The sequence below is a fragment of the Burkholderia gladioli genome, assembly GCF_000959725.1.
Taxonomy (GTDB): Bacteria; Pseudomonadota; Gammaproteobacteria; order Burkholderiales; family Burkholderiaceae; genus Burkholderia; species Burkholderia gladioli.
On sequence record NZ_CP009323.1, the window covers coordinates 3,350,385 to 3,362,379 of the forward strand.

Annotated in this window: 15 protein-coding genes; all 15 read left to right on the top strand. The window is 64.5% G+C overall.

Going from position 1 to position 11,995, the window contains the following annotated elements; genetic code table 11:
- Positions 1 to 35 precede the first annotated feature (35 nt).
- Positions 36 to 815 (top strand): hypothetical protein, encoded by a 780-nt coding sequence (locus tag BM43_RS31860; protein ID WP_036051792.1) that lies wholly within the window; start codon positions 36 to 38, stop codon positions 813 to 815.
- A gap of 7 nt (positions 816 to 822) precedes the next feature.
- A complete protein-coding gene (locus BM43_RS31865; protein ID WP_042283651.1) occupies positions 823 to 1,593 on the top strand; it encodes a terminase small subunit in 771 nt (256 codons plus the stop codon).
- Complete coding sequence (locus BM43_RS31870) at positions 1,590 to 2,852, top strand: PBSX family phage terminase large subunit (RefSeq protein ID WP_052409082.1); 1,263 nt, start codon at positions 1,590 to 1,592, stop codon at positions 2,850 to 2,852. Before BM43_RS31865 ends, BM43_RS31870 begins: the two co-directional genes overlap by 4 nt.
- A complete protein-coding gene (locus BM43_RS31875; RefSeq protein WP_080741957.1) occupies positions 2,833 to 4,971 on the top strand; it encodes a portal protein in 2,139 nt (712 codons plus the stop codon). The genes BM43_RS31870 and BM43_RS31875 overlap by 20 nt, the downstream gene beginning before the upstream one ends.
- 1 nt (position 4,972) lies before the next feature.
- Positions 4,973 to 5,278 (top strand): hypothetical protein, encoded by a 306-nt coding sequence (locus BM43_RS31880; protein ID WP_036051790.1) that lies wholly within the window; start codon positions 4,973 to 4,975, stop codon positions 5,276 to 5,278.
- Between the two features lie 103 nt (positions 5,279 to 5,381).
- Entirely contained in the window at positions 5,382 to 6,131 is a 750-nt protein-coding gene (locus tag BM43_RS31885) for a hypothetical protein (RefSeq protein WP_036051789.1), read from the top strand.
- 8 nt (positions 6,132 to 6,139) lie between these two features.
- Complete coding sequence (locus tag BM43_RS31890) at positions 6,140 to 7,348, top strand: P22 phage major capsid protein family protein (RefSeq protein ID WP_036051788.1); 1,209 nt, start codon at positions 6,140 to 6,142, stop codon at positions 7,346 to 7,348.
- Positions 7,348 to 7,797: a hypothetical protein gene (locus BM43_RS31895; RefSeq protein WP_144417709.1), complete on the top strand. Its 450-nt coding sequence runs from the start codon at positions 7,348 to 7,350 to the stop codon at positions 7,795 to 7,797. Before BM43_RS31890 ends, BM43_RS31895 begins: the two co-directional genes overlap by 1 nt.
- A complete protein-coding gene (locus BM43_RS31900) occupies positions 7,794 to 8,507 on the top strand; it encodes a packaged DNA stabilization gp4 family protein (RefSeq protein WP_036051786.1) in 714 nt (237 codons plus the stop codon). The genes BM43_RS31895 and BM43_RS31900 overlap by 4 nt, the downstream gene beginning before the upstream one ends.
- The gene (locus BM43_RS31905) at positions 8,507 to 9,931 is read left to right on the top strand and encodes a hypothetical protein (RefSeq protein ID WP_036051785.1); all 1,425 of its coding nucleotides are present in this window, start codon (positions 8,507 to 8,509) and stop codon (positions 9,929 to 9,931) included. The genes BM43_RS31900 and BM43_RS31905 overlap by 1 nt, the downstream gene beginning before the upstream one ends.
- A complete protein-coding gene (locus tag BM43_RS31910; protein WP_036051784.1) occupies positions 9,928 to 10,329 on the top strand; it encodes a hypothetical protein in 402 nt (133 codons plus the stop codon). The genes BM43_RS31905 and BM43_RS31910 overlap by 4 nt, the downstream gene beginning before the upstream one ends.
- Entirely contained in the window at positions 10,329 to 10,622 is a 294-nt protein-coding gene (locus BM43_RS31915) for a hypothetical protein (RefSeq protein WP_036051783.1), read from the top strand. The genes BM43_RS31910 and BM43_RS31915 overlap by 1 nt, the downstream gene beginning before the upstream one ends.
- 2 nt (positions 10,623 to 10,624) lie before the next feature.
- On the top strand, positions 10,625 to 10,966 hold the full coding sequence (locus BM43_RS31920) for a hypothetical protein (RefSeq protein ID WP_036051782.1): 342 nt from the start codon (positions 10,625 to 10,627) through the stop codon (positions 10,964 to 10,966).
- 1 nt (position 10,967) lies between these two features.
- Complete coding sequence (locus tag BM43_RS31925) at positions 10,968 to 11,546, top strand: aspartyl/asparaginyl beta-hydroxylase domain-containing protein (protein ID WP_036051781.1); 579 nt, start codon at positions 10,968 to 10,970, stop codon at positions 11,544 to 11,546.
- The gene (locus BM43_RS31930; protein ID WP_036051780.1) at positions 11,543 to 11,995 is read left to right on the top strand and encodes a GNAT family N-acetyltransferase; all 453 of its coding nucleotides are present in this window, start codon (positions 11,543 to 11,545) and stop codon (positions 11,993 to 11,995) included. Before BM43_RS31925 ends, BM43_RS31930 begins: the two co-directional genes overlap by 4 nt.

Genomic DNA, 11,995 nt, shown 5'->3' on the forward strand with positions numbered 1-11,995 from the left:
CGCGGGCTTTTTGCATTTCCAACCTGGAGAACGTCATGGACGAACCGAACCAAGCCCCCTCGGCCGAAATCACGCAGGCCGTGGCCGATTCCAACGCAGCGGCCGTCGCGTCGCTTTCCACCTCGATCAGCGGCCCCGAGGCCAATGCCGGCGCGGTTTCCGCTTCGGCGGACACCGTGCCGCTCAGCACCAGCGTGAGCTCGGCGCAGGAGGCGCCGGCGGTGTCGAGGGAGGTTGGATTGGCCGCACTGGAGCAAACCGGTGCGACCGATGCAGCATCGATCTCGACTTCTACGGCTGATTTTGCCACGCCGAGCTCGTCGACTGTCCCGCCTGCGGCGACGGCAGCGAATGCGACGGCGGATGCGACTGCATCCGCGACGAGCCAACCGAGCGACCCGGGCCATGGTGGTGATGCGCCGGCGGTCCCACCGGTGGGCGAGCCGGTCGCGGTCGCGCCCTCGGCGATCTCGGGCGACGGCACCGTGAATACGTCGGGCTCGGGCACTGGCGCCCTTGCTCCGGATTCTTCCTTGCCGGCGACGGCGCCCTTTTCGACGGCTGCGGAGGATACTGGCTCGACGCGCTTCCCGTTGTTCCCGACAACGGTGGATCAGCTTTCCTCCCGTGCTGACGCGACGCTCGCGGATGCCGGAGGCATTCCGGCGGCGTCGCCGGCCGCCGTGCCGCCCGAAACGCTGCTTGCGCGGCTGCATGCCGATCTCGAAGCGCTCGAGCGCAAGATCGAGCTCGGGATCCACGTGTTCGCCCATGAAGTCGCTGCGATCCGTGATCAGGTCAAGTCGCTGATCTGACTGCGCGATGTCCAAGCAGCTCACGCCGAAGCAGCAGCGGTTCGTCGAGGAGTATTTGCTCGACCTGAACGGCTCGGCTGCTGCTCGCCGCGCGGGTTATAGCGAACGGACCGCCAACGAACAGGCGGTCCGTCTGTTAGCAAATGTTAGCGTTCAGTCAGCGATCGCCGCCGCCATGGCCGCGCGCAGCGAACGGACGAAGATCGACCAGGACCGGATCGTTCAGGAGCTCTGGAACGTAGTCACGGCCGATGCGAACGGCCTGATCGAGTTCCGGCGGACGTGCTGCCGTCACTGCTACGGGATCGATCACGCCTATCAGTGGGTGAGCGAGCGCGAATTCGCTCTCGCGATGAGGAGCCATCAGCGTGCCCTCGCTCTCGCGAAGAAGGCGCGCACGCCGGTTGCCGCGCGCCCGTCCGCGCCCGATCCGTCTGGTGGTTTCGGTTTCGATCCTCGGCGATCGCCCGTGGCTGATTGCCCCGATTGCTTTGGCGAGGGAGTCGCCGACGTGTTCTTGAAGGACACGCGCGACCTTTCCCCCGAGCTGCGCAGCCTCTATGCCGGCGTGAAGCGCACCAAGGATGGGATCGAGGTGAAGATGCACGACAAGCAGGGTTTCGCCCAGTTGCTCATGCGCCACCTCGGGATGCTGAAAGAGACGGTGGAGCACACGGGCAAGGATGGCGGCCCGATCCAGTATCAGCGCATCACGCGTCGCATCGTCGACCCAGCCGCACCGGCCGCCGCCCCCGCGCCGAAGGAGCGCAAGTCATGAGCGACCTGGTGATCGAGACGCCGCGCGCATTCGCGCCGCTGCTGGCGAACGAGATGCCGGACGGCCGGCCGGTGCGCTACAAGGGAGCGCACGGCGGCCGCGGCTCGGGCAAGTCGCACTTCTTCGGCGACCTCTGGCTCGAGGAGAACGTCAGCGACAAGTATGACTTCGTGTGCCTGCGCCAGACGCTGAAGTCGCTGGAGTTCTCGGTGAAGAAGCTGCTGGAATCGAAGATCGAGGTGTTCAACGCTGGCGATTACTTCGACGTGCAGGATCGCCGCATCCTGTCGCGCAACGGTGGCACGACGATTTTCGAGGGGATGCAGAACCACACGGCCGAGTCGATCAAGTCGCTGGAGGGGTTCGATCGAGCCTGGTTCGCCGAGGCGCAGAACGCGACCGCGAACAGCCTCAAGATCCTGCGCCCGACGATCCGCAAGGACCGCTCGCAGATCTGGTTCGATTGGAACCCGAACAAGGCCACCGACCCCGTCGACGATCTGATGCGCGGTGATCACCCCCCGCCCGATTCGATCGTCGTCGAGGCGAACTACATGGACAACCCGTGGCTGCCGGACGTGCTGCAGGTCGAAATGGAGTACGACAAACGGCGCGACCCCGACAAGTATGCGCACGTGTGGCTCGGCAAGTACCAGCAGCGCAGCGAGGCGCGCGTCTTCAAGAACTGGGCGATCGAGGAGTTCGAGCGGCCGGCCGGCACGATCCATCGCCTGGGTGCTGACTGGGGCTTCGCGAGTGATCCCTCGGTGCTGGTCCGCTGCGACATCGAAGGCAACCGCCTGTATGTCGACTATGAGGCATACCAGGTCGGCTGCGAGATCGTGAACCTGCCCGAGCTGTTCATGGGCGTGCCGGATGCCGAGAACTGGCCGATCACGGCTGACTCGGCTCGACCGGAGACGATCAGCCACATGCGCAACCACGGCTTCCCGAAGATCCGGGCGGCCATCAAGGGCGCGCGGTCGCTGGAAGAGGGCGTCGAGTTCCTGCAGTCGTTCGACATCGTGGTGCATCCGCGCTGCATCCACGTGATCGATGAGCTGACGCTCTACAAGTACAAGGAGGACCCGCTCACGGGCCTCGTGCTGCCGATCCTCGAAGACAAGCACAACCACGTCATCGACGCCCTGCGCTACGCATGCGAGGGCGCCCGCCGGGCCATGAAGGCCTCCAAGCCCAAAGCGAAACCTGTTGTGCGCCGTGTCGTGTCGACGGCGCATGGCTGGATGGGAAAGTGATATGGCACGCAAGCCGAAAGAAGAATCGAATCCGCACGACAAGATCGTCGCCGAGGCGAAGGAGCGTTTCGCCCGGTGCGAGGAGTACGAGTCGGACTTCCGCAAGCTGTTCGTCGAGGACCTGCGCTTTGCGAACGGCGATTCCGACAACAACTGGCAGTGGCCGGATACGATCCTGAACGCACGTGGCGATCGCCCGGCTTTGACCGTCAACAAGGTCCGTCAACACAATCTCCAGATCGTCAACGACGCGAAGCAGAACAAGCCGAGCGTGAAGACGTTGCCCGTTGACGGGGAGGCCGATATCGAGATCGCGAAGATCCTCGACGGCATGGTCCGGCACATCGAATACAACTCGCACGCCGAGATCGTCTACGACACGGGCACCGAATTTCAGGTGCAAGGCGGCCTCGGGTATTGGCGCATCGTCTGCGAATACGCGCATGATGGCTCGTTCGACCAGGAGATCTTCCTACGGCGGGTGAAAGACCCGCTCACCATCTACCTCGATTGCGATATCGAATCGGCCGACGGCGCCGATGCGAAGTTCGGCTTCGTGTTCGAGGAGATGAGCAAGACCGAATTCGAGGCGAAATACCCGAGCGAAGAAGCGCGCAGCGTGGTGTTCGGAGACGACACTTCGACGCATGGCGGTTGGATCAGCAAGGACCGCATTCGGGTCTGCGAGTACTTCCGCAAGACCATGAAGACCACCGACATGCTCGTGAACCATCCGGAGCGCGGCCCGGTGCGCCTGTCGTCGATCGAGGACCCCGAAGAGCGCGCGGTGATCGAGCGCGACAAGACCGTGCAGAAGCGCGAGATCAGCGAGCCCGAAATCACCTGGTATCTGATCGCTGGTGACAAGGTCATCGACGAGCGCCCATGGGCGGGCCGCTACATTCCGATCGTGCGTGTCGTCGGCGAGGAAATGGTCATCAATGGCAAGGTCGAGCGCAAGGGCCATACGCGCTCAATGAAGGATGCCCAGCGCATGTACAACTACATGACCTCGGCGAACGTCGAGTTCATCGCGCTGCAGACCAAGACGCCCTACGTGGCGCCGGCCGAGGCCATCGAGGAGTATGAGGATGAATGGCAGCGTGCGAACGACGACAACCTGCCGTATCTGCCCTACAACAGCCTGCGCGAGGATGGCTCGCAGATCCCTCGCCCGCAGCGTGAGCAGCCGCCTGTCGGCGCCAGCGCATACCTGACCGGCATGCAGACCGCCCAGCAGGAATTGATGATGGCGAGCGGCCAGTATCAGGAGCAGTTTGGCCAGCCGTCGAACGCGCAGGCCGGTGTCGCGATCCAGGCGCGTCAGCGTCAGGGCGACCGCGCCACGTACCACTTCATCGACAACGTTGCGCGCGCGATCCGCTACACCGGCCGCGTGCTGATCGACCTGATCCCGAAGATCTACGACACGGCGCGCGTGGTGCGCATCGTCGGCGAGGACGGCACCGAGACGTTCGCGAAGATCGATCCGAACCAGCAGCAGCCGCTCACGCAGCAGCCGCACCCGACGATCGCCGACGAGGTGCAACTGATCTTCAACCCGGGCATCGGCCGCTATGACGTGACGGTCGAGGTGGGCCCGAACTACGAGACGCGCCGTCAGGAGGCATTCAACGCGCTGACACAGATCATGGGCCAGGACCAGCAGTTGATGAAGGTGGCCGGAGATCTGCTGTTCAAGGCGGCCGACTTCCCGATGGCCGACGAGGTGGCCGAACGCCTGCACCGGACGATTCCGCCGCAGATCCTCGGCGAGGGGCCGTCGCCGCAAGAGCAGGACATGCAGCAGAAGATGGCGCAGATGGGGCAGATGATCGAGCACCTGACGACGCTGCTCCAGCAGGCTCGCCAGGGCCGCGAGCAGCAGGAGGTCGAGATCAAGGCTTACGACGCCGAGACGAAGCGCCTGCAGGCTCTCGGCCAGCCGCTCGATCCGCAGGTCGTCGCGCACGTCGCAACCCAGGTCGTCATGCAGATGATGCGGCAGGGCATGCCGGCCGGGGCTGACACGCCACCACCTGATCCCGCTGCCGCCCCGCAATCCCAACCGAACCCGCCGAGTGCGGGTTTTTTTACGCCCGCACCGCAAGGACAGTGACATGAGCTACCTCGGCATTCTCCAGGACCTTGGGTCCACGGCCCCGATCCAGGGCATCTACCGCATCACGCAGACGCTCGCGCCGGCCCAGGTCGCAGCGAACACGAGCGCCGAGCAGACATTCACGGTGCCCGGGCTGCAGGTCGGCGACTCGATCGACGTGAACAAGCCGTCGCACCAGGTTGGTTTGTCGATCGGCAATGTGCGCGTCTCCGCGGCGAACACGCTGGCGATCCAATACGTGAACACGACGGCGAGCCCGATCACGCCGGCGGCCGAGCAATACATCATCGGCGGCCAGCGCTAACGCCTGGCCGTCACGCTTCCCGCAGGCCCGCATCCGAGAGGAGAGGGCCTTTTGCATTCCGTACCGGCGCGGCATCACCGGGCAAACATTCTTGGATACGTCCATGCAAACCGCTGAAAACGCAGCACCCGAAGGCACCAACGCCACGCCGGCGAGCCAACCCGAAACGGCGCATCAGCCCGCAGAAACGAGCACGGTACCGGGCACCGAGCAAACCCCCGCGGCAGCTGCACCCGAAGCACCGGCTGCACCCAAGAACGACTGGGTGCAGCGGCGTATCGACCAGTTGACGCGGGAGAAGCATGAGGCCATCCGCCGAGCCGAAGCCGCAGAAGCGCGCGGCCGTCAGCCCGACGGTGGACAGCCCGCAGCCTCGGCGCCGGCAGGCAGCGCGTCATCGAACCTCACGCCCGACCAGATTCGCGAAGAAGCGCGGCGCCTGGTCGAGCAGGACAAGTTCAACGACGCCTGCAATCGCGTGTTCGATGCCGGCAAGGCCGAATTCGGCGCCGCGTGGGATTCGTCGCTTCGCACCTTCCAGCTGCTCGGGGGCGCGTCGCAAGAATTCCTCGAGGCGGTGACGGCGATGGATGGCGGCCACAAGGTGCTCCAGCACCTGGGCCAGAACCCCGACGTCGCCGAGCGCGTGCTGTCCCTGTCTCCGCTTCGCATGGCGCTTGAGCTGGCCCGTCTGGAAACGACGGTCGGCCAGGCGAAACCCGCTCCTGTCTCGCAAGCGCCCGCGCCGATCAACCCTGTTGGTGGCAGGTCCGCCCCCGTCGAACCCGATGAATACGCGACGACGGCGGACTACATTGCGGCGCGCAAGCGGGCCCGTAATAACCGCTCATGAGGTCGTAAATGGCAAACAATCTTCTCACTCCGGTGAAGATCCTCGACGAGTCGCTGATGATTCTCGAGAACAACCTGGCGTTCACGTCGCGCTCGAATCGCGACTACTCGGACGAGTTCGCTCAGTCCGGCGCGAAGGTCGGCGCAACGGTCAACGCGCGCAAGCCGAATCGGTTCGTCGGTACCACCGGCCCGAACCTGAACATCGAGGGCGTGAACGAAAACTCGGTGCCGGTCACCCTGACGACGCAGTTCCACGTCGACTTCACTTTCAGCTCGCAGGAGCTCACGCTGATCGTGGACGAGTTCGCGGACCGCTATCTCAAGCCGGCCATGGCGACCATCGCCAACAAGATCGACTTCGACGGTCTCGGCCTGGCCGCGAACGTGGCGAACAATGTCGGGACGGCCGGCACCGTGCCGAACGATATCTCGGTGCTGCTCAACGCCGGTGCGAAGCTCGACAACGAGGCCGCACCGCGCGACGGCATGCGTCAGGCGGTGTGGGATCCCACCACCAATGCGTCGATGGTCAAGTCGGCGGCCGGCCTGTTCAACCCGGGCCCGGCGATCGGCGAGCAGTATGAAAGCGGCATCTTCAGGCCCGCAAGCCTGGGTCTGGATATCGGCATGGACCAGAACGTCAACGTGTTCACCACGGGCACGCGCACGAACGCCACGGTGTCGGGTGCCGGCCAGACCGGCAATAGCCTGGTGGTGACGGGCCTGGGCGCTGGCGGGACGGTCGCGAAGGGCGACACCTTCACGCTCGGCGGCGTCTTCGCGGTGAACCCGCAGAACCGCCAGTCGGTCGGCTACCTCCGGCAGTTCACCGTGCTGGCGGCGGCCACGGCCGACGGCTCGGGCAACGCCACGCTGTCGATCTTCCCGCCCATCAACACCGCCGCGTCGAACCAGCAGTACCAGACCGTCACGGCCGGCCCGGCGAACGCGGCGCCGTTGACGTGGGATGTCGCCGCGTCGACGCAGTACAGCGCCAATCTGGCCTACCACCGCAACGCCTTCACGCTGGCTACGGCCGACCTGGAGGATGTCAACAAGTTCGGTGCGTGGGGCGCTCGCCGCGTCCACAAGGGCATCTCCATGCGCATCGCGCGCCAGTATGCGATCGGCTCGGACACCGTGCCTTGCCGGATCGACGTGCTGTATGGCTGGTCGGCGATCTATCCGGAGCTTGCGTGCCGGATTCTGCGCTGATGGGCGCGCTGCTGTCGCAATCGACCCCCGCTTCGGCGGGGGTTTTTCTTTCTGGAGGGACCATGTTCCAAGAATTCCCGATGTGGGTGACGAACGACGCTGGCGAATCGCGCCTGGTCGAAACCGACGACGCATTCATCGCGCTCGGCAAGGGCTGGAAGAAGCCGGAGCGCGCGAAGCCCGTGCCGCGCGAGAAGCAAGCCGGCTTCCTCGACTATCCGAAGTGGGTGGGCGGCCAGATCGTCCATTCGGCCGAAGAAGAGGCCGCGCTCGAGCCCACGCTCGAGCAGATGTGCGTGGCGATTCGTGACTCGCTTCCGGATTCACGGCCTGATTCGAGCGAAGTCGACGAGCGCGCAGCGCTGCTCCAGATCGCCGGCGAGAAAGGCCTGAAGGTCGACAAGCGCTGGTCGAACGCGAAGATCCGGAACGCGTTGGAGGCGGCGTGACCACCGCGGTGGACCTGATCACGCTCGCGCTGAAGGATATCGGCGCGCTCGGGGTGGGGCAACCGATCTCGCCCGAGGATACGATGGATGCGCTGGCGACGCTCAACATGATGCTCGGCCAGTGGCAGGGCGAGCGCCTGAGCGTCTACCACCTGGTCGACACGGCCATCCAGTCGACGGGCGCGCAGTCGTACACGGTGGGCGTGGGCGGCGATTTCAACGTGCCTTGGGTCTACACGATCAACGCTGCCTACGCGCGCCTGAGCAACGGCACCGCCAATCCGATCGACTACGACCTCACCATCATCAAGGCGCGTGAGGAATATGCGCGCATTGCGCTCAAGCAGCTCGCCTCCTTCCCGTCGTTCGCGTTCTACGACTCAGCGTGGCCGCTCGGCAACCTGATCATGTATCCGGTCCCGAACAACACGTTCGAACTGCACATCGTGACGCTGCAGCAGCTGCCGCAGTTCGCGACTCCGGCGGATGACGTTAATCTGCCGCCCGAGTACATGGCCGCGATCCGCTACGGTCTCGCCTGCTATGCCGCGCCGTCGTACCAGCTCGAACCGACGGCGGCGCTTGTGCGTCTCGCGATGAACGCGAAACGGGTGGTGAAGCGCATGAATGTGCAGATCCAGTCGATGCGCATGCCGCGGGGCCTGATGTCGAAGCAGCGCTACAACATCTACTCGGATCGGCCCTACTGATGCGTGTGCCTCTCACCCTTGGCGCCTACGCCACGAAGAGCCTGATCGCCGAGGCGCAGCGATGCGTCAATCTGTTCGGCGAGCAGAACCCGAAGGACGCACCGGTTCCGTTCACCTACTACCCGACGCCGGGCCTCACGCTTGTTTCGAGGCCGCCGGTGCCGGGCGAGTCGCGTGGGATCTATACCGCGACAACCGGCAAGCGCTACGAGGTGGCGGGCTCGACGGTCTACTACGTGGACGCCGGGAACACTTACAAAAAGCTCGGGACACTGAATTCCATCAGCGGCCCGGTGTCGATGGTCGACAACACGTTCCACGTCTTCATCGTGGACGGGACGCCTACGGGCTTCACGATCGACATGTCGACGAATACGCTTGCACAGTGCACGGATCCAGCGTTCTACGGCGCCGACAAGGTCGATTACGTCGACGGGTATTTCGTGTTCAACAAGCCCGGCACGCAGCAGTTCTATATCTCGCGTTATGCCGATATCACGTTCGACTCGCTCGATATCGCATCGAAGTCGACATACTCGGACAACCTGGTGACGCACGCCGTCATGCATCGCGAGATCTGGCTGTTCGGAGAGGTGACCACCGAGGTCTGGTACAACACCGGCGCCTCGGATTTCACGTTCGGCCGCCTGCCTGGCGTCTATATCGAGCATGGATGCGCTGCAAAGCACTCGGTCGCGAAGATCGACCTGGCGCTGTTCTGGCTCGGCAAAGACCTGCAGGGGCAGGCCGTGGTGTTCGCCGGCCGGAATTACGAGGCCGTGCGCATCTCGACTCACGCGCTCGAGCAGGAGATGAGCGGCTACGCGGCGATCAACGACGCGATCGGCTTCTCCTACATGCAGAACGGCCACGCCTTCTACATGCTGACGTTCCCGACGGCCAACAAGACGTGGGGCTACGACATCACCACCGAGCAGTGGCACCAGCGCGCGTTCTTGATGCCGGACGGTACGCTCGCGCGACACCGCATGAACTGCCATTCCGTCAATGCCGGCAGGAACCTGGTGGGCGACTGGCAGACGGGCGCCGTCTATGCGCTCGATCCGAACGCATATACCGACAACGGGCAGCCGATCCAGCGCATCCGGTCTTTCCCGCACCTCGCTGGCTCGGACGGCAACCGCGTGCTGTTCCGGCAGTTCATCGCGGACATGCAGGTCGGCTCCGGCATGCCGGACGGCACCAGGGATCCGCTGCTGAGCCTGCGATGGTCCGATGACCGCGGTGCGACGTGGGGCAATCGCGTCACGGCCTCGATGGGACGCCGCGGTGAATTCCGCACTTCGATCCAGTATCAGCGGCTCGGCTACGCGCGTGATCGCGTGTTCGAACTGTCATGGTCCGAGCCGATCGCGACCGCCTTGAATGGAGCCTGGATCGATGTTTCGAGGGCACGCACATGAGCACGCCGAACAACTCTCCATCGCTCAACGCCAATATCCCGCCGCCGAACGTGCCGTTCATCGATGGTACCGGGCGCGTCAATCCCGTGTGGTGGATGTTCTTGCTGCAGTTGTTCCGTCGCACCGGCGACCAATCGGGTGGTGATGGGCAGATCACGATCGGCGACATCCTGAGCCTGGAAACCGACATCCCCGTGCCAGTGGATATCGGCGCTCAGGTCGCGCAGTTGAGCACGGCCCTTGGGCAGGCATTCGCCGCGATCGCGGTGTTGCAGCAGTCGATTCCTGGCTTCGGCGAGGTGTTCGCGCAGACGGCGCCGAGCGGCCTCGCTGAGCAGATTTTCGCGACTCCATCCGGCATCGACTCGATGGCCGACATGACCTTTGCGAGGGTGTGATGCCGATCACCGATGCCCTCGCCGAGATGGTTTTCCCGCCGGCTGGCGATTCGGGCGGCGCGCAGTCAGCCGCATCGCTGACGCCGACCGCTTCACCGTTCAAGTACGTGGCGACGTCGCGCCAGGCCTTACATATCACGGGCGGAGTGATCAATACCGTGTCCTATGCGCGCGGATCGCTGCTGCTCGCCCTCGCGGTCGCCACGGGGGGCCAGCTCATCGAAATGAACACCGGCGACGCCGTGACGATCACATATGCCACGGCGCCCACCCTCACCATCATCCCGAGGTAACCATGCAACGAATTCCGAAGGCTATCCCGCCCGCGCAGTTGGGAACGGCCGCGGCGCCGCTCTACACCGCGCCGTCGAGCACTACGGCCACCGTCAATAATTTCTCGCTGACCAACACGACGGGCAGCCCGGTTCCGGTGACGCTCTACGTGGTGCCGAGCGGCGGCGTTGCTGGCGCGGCGAATACGATCCTGTCCGCCTTCTCGCTTTCGGCCGGTCAGTCCTATGTGCCGCCGCAGACTATTGGCCTGCAGCTCGCGCCGGGCTCGTCGCTCCAGGCCCTTGCTGGCACCGCAACGGCGGTGACGGCCGCCGGCGGCGTCTACGAGACTTCGGGGAGCTGACATGCGCAACTTCCAGAAGATTGCCGAAGGCGCGAACGTCGTGCCGCTGCTCAACGCTCTGTATCGCAAGCCTGAACTCTGGCTGGCCGATGACTTTCTCCGGAAGTTCCCACAGGGGCCGTTCGGGGAAACGGACACCGTCTACCTGCGCTTTCAGGATCATGTGCCGGTCGAGACCGAGGCGGATCTCGAGCTGTACCAGCAGAACCGCCTCGCTGGCCACGATCTGCATGAATGCCCGTGGCGGCCGGAGATCGACGCGTTGCCAGAGGCGCGCGCGCACATCATGGCGCTCGTTACGGCGCTGGGCGCGACGCGGCTCGGCCGTTGCATGATCAACCGCGTGAAGGCTGGCGGCCGCATTTTCCCGCATGCCGACTCGCACTGGCATGCCTCCTATTGGGACCGCTATCACCTGGTGCTCCAGTCCGAGCCCGGGAACGTGTTCAGGTGCGGCGACGAACAGGTGTGGATGCGCCAGGGCGAGATTTGGTGGTTCCAGAACGCGATCGAGCACGAGGTGACGAACAACAGCGCCGACGATCGAATCCACCTCATCATGGATCTGAGGTTCGCATGATCACGTTCAACATCGAGCGCTTTTCCGAGGTCTATGGGGAAATGCTGCCGCTGCTGCATGAGCATTACGGCGAGATCTCCACGCACAAGGACCATGGCGTGCCGCTCGAGCCGCAGGTCGAGGCGTATCGCGCGCGCGAGGCCGACGGCACGCTGCTGATGGTGATCGGCCGCAGCGAGGGCGCGATCGTCGCCTACTTCGTCGGTTTCGTTGCGCCGGCGCTCCATTACCGCTCATGCTTGACCTGCACTCCCGACATCTTCTTCGTGGAGCAGACGCGTCGCGGCGCGATGATCGGTGCGCAGATGTTCCGATTCGTGGAGCAGGCGCTGCGTCGACGTGGCGTGAAGCGCTGGGCAGTGGGCTGCAAGGTGGCGCACGATGCCAGCGCGCTGTTTCGCCATCTCGACTTCGAGCCGGTCGAAATGACGTTCGAAAAATGGCTGTGA

What these genes read in the sequence shown, in the direction of transcription:
- BM43_RS31860 (WP_036051792.1), top strand. Translation starts at nt 36, where the DNA reads ATGGACGAACCGAACCAAGCCCCCTCGGCCGAAATCACGCAGGCCGTG.
- BM43_RS31865 (WP_042283651.1), top strand. Translation starts at nt 823, where the DNA reads ATGTCCAAGCAGCTCACGCCGAAGCAGCAGCGGTTCGTCGAGGAGTAT.
- BM43_RS31870 (WP_052409082.1), top strand. Translation starts at nt 1,590, where the DNA reads ATGAGCGACCTGGTGATCGAGACGCCGCGCGCATTCGCGCCGCTGCTG.
- BM43_RS31875 (WP_080741957.1), top strand. Translation starts at nt 2,833, where the DNA reads ATGGCTGGATGGGAAAGTGATATGGCACGCAAGCCGAAAGAAGAATCG.
- BM43_RS31880 (WP_036051790.1), top strand. Translation starts at nt 4,973, where the DNA reads ATGAGCTACCTCGGCATTCTCCAGGACCTTGGGTCCACGGCCCCGATC.
- BM43_RS31885 (WP_036051789.1), top strand. Translation starts at nt 5,382, where the DNA reads ATGCAAACCGCTGAAAACGCAGCACCCGAAGGCACCAACGCCACGCCG.
- BM43_RS31890 (WP_036051788.1), top strand. Translation starts at nt 6,140, where the DNA reads ATGGCAAACAATCTTCTCACTCCGGTGAAGATCCTCGACGAGTCGCTG.
- BM43_RS31895 (WP_144417709.1), top strand. Translation starts at nt 7,348, where the DNA reads ATGGGCGCGCTGCTGTCGCAATCGACCCCCGCTTCGGCGGGGGTTTTT.
- BM43_RS31905 (WP_036051785.1), top strand. Translation starts at nt 8,507, where the DNA reads ATGCGTGTGCCTCTCACCCTTGGCGCCTACGCCACGAAGAGCCTGATC.
- BM43_RS31910 (WP_036051784.1), top strand. Translation starts at nt 9,928, where the DNA reads ATGAGCACGCCGAACAACTCTCCATCGCTCAACGCCAATATCCCGCCG.
- BM43_RS31915 (WP_036051783.1), top strand. Translation starts at nt 10,329, where the DNA reads ATGCCGATCACCGATGCCCTCGCCGAGATGGTTTTCCCGCCGGCTGGC.
- BM43_RS31920 (WP_036051782.1), top strand. Translation starts at nt 10,625, where the DNA reads ATGCAACGAATTCCGAAGGCTATCCCGCCCGCGCAGTTGGGAACGGCC.
- BM43_RS31925 (WP_036051781.1), top strand. Translation starts at nt 10,968, where the DNA reads ATGCGCAACTTCCAGAAGATTGCCGAAGGCGCGAACGTCGTGCCGCTG.
- BM43_RS31930 (WP_036051780.1), top strand. Translation starts at nt 11,543, where the DNA reads ATGATCACGTTCAACATCGAGCGCTTTTCCGAGGTCTATGGGGAAATG.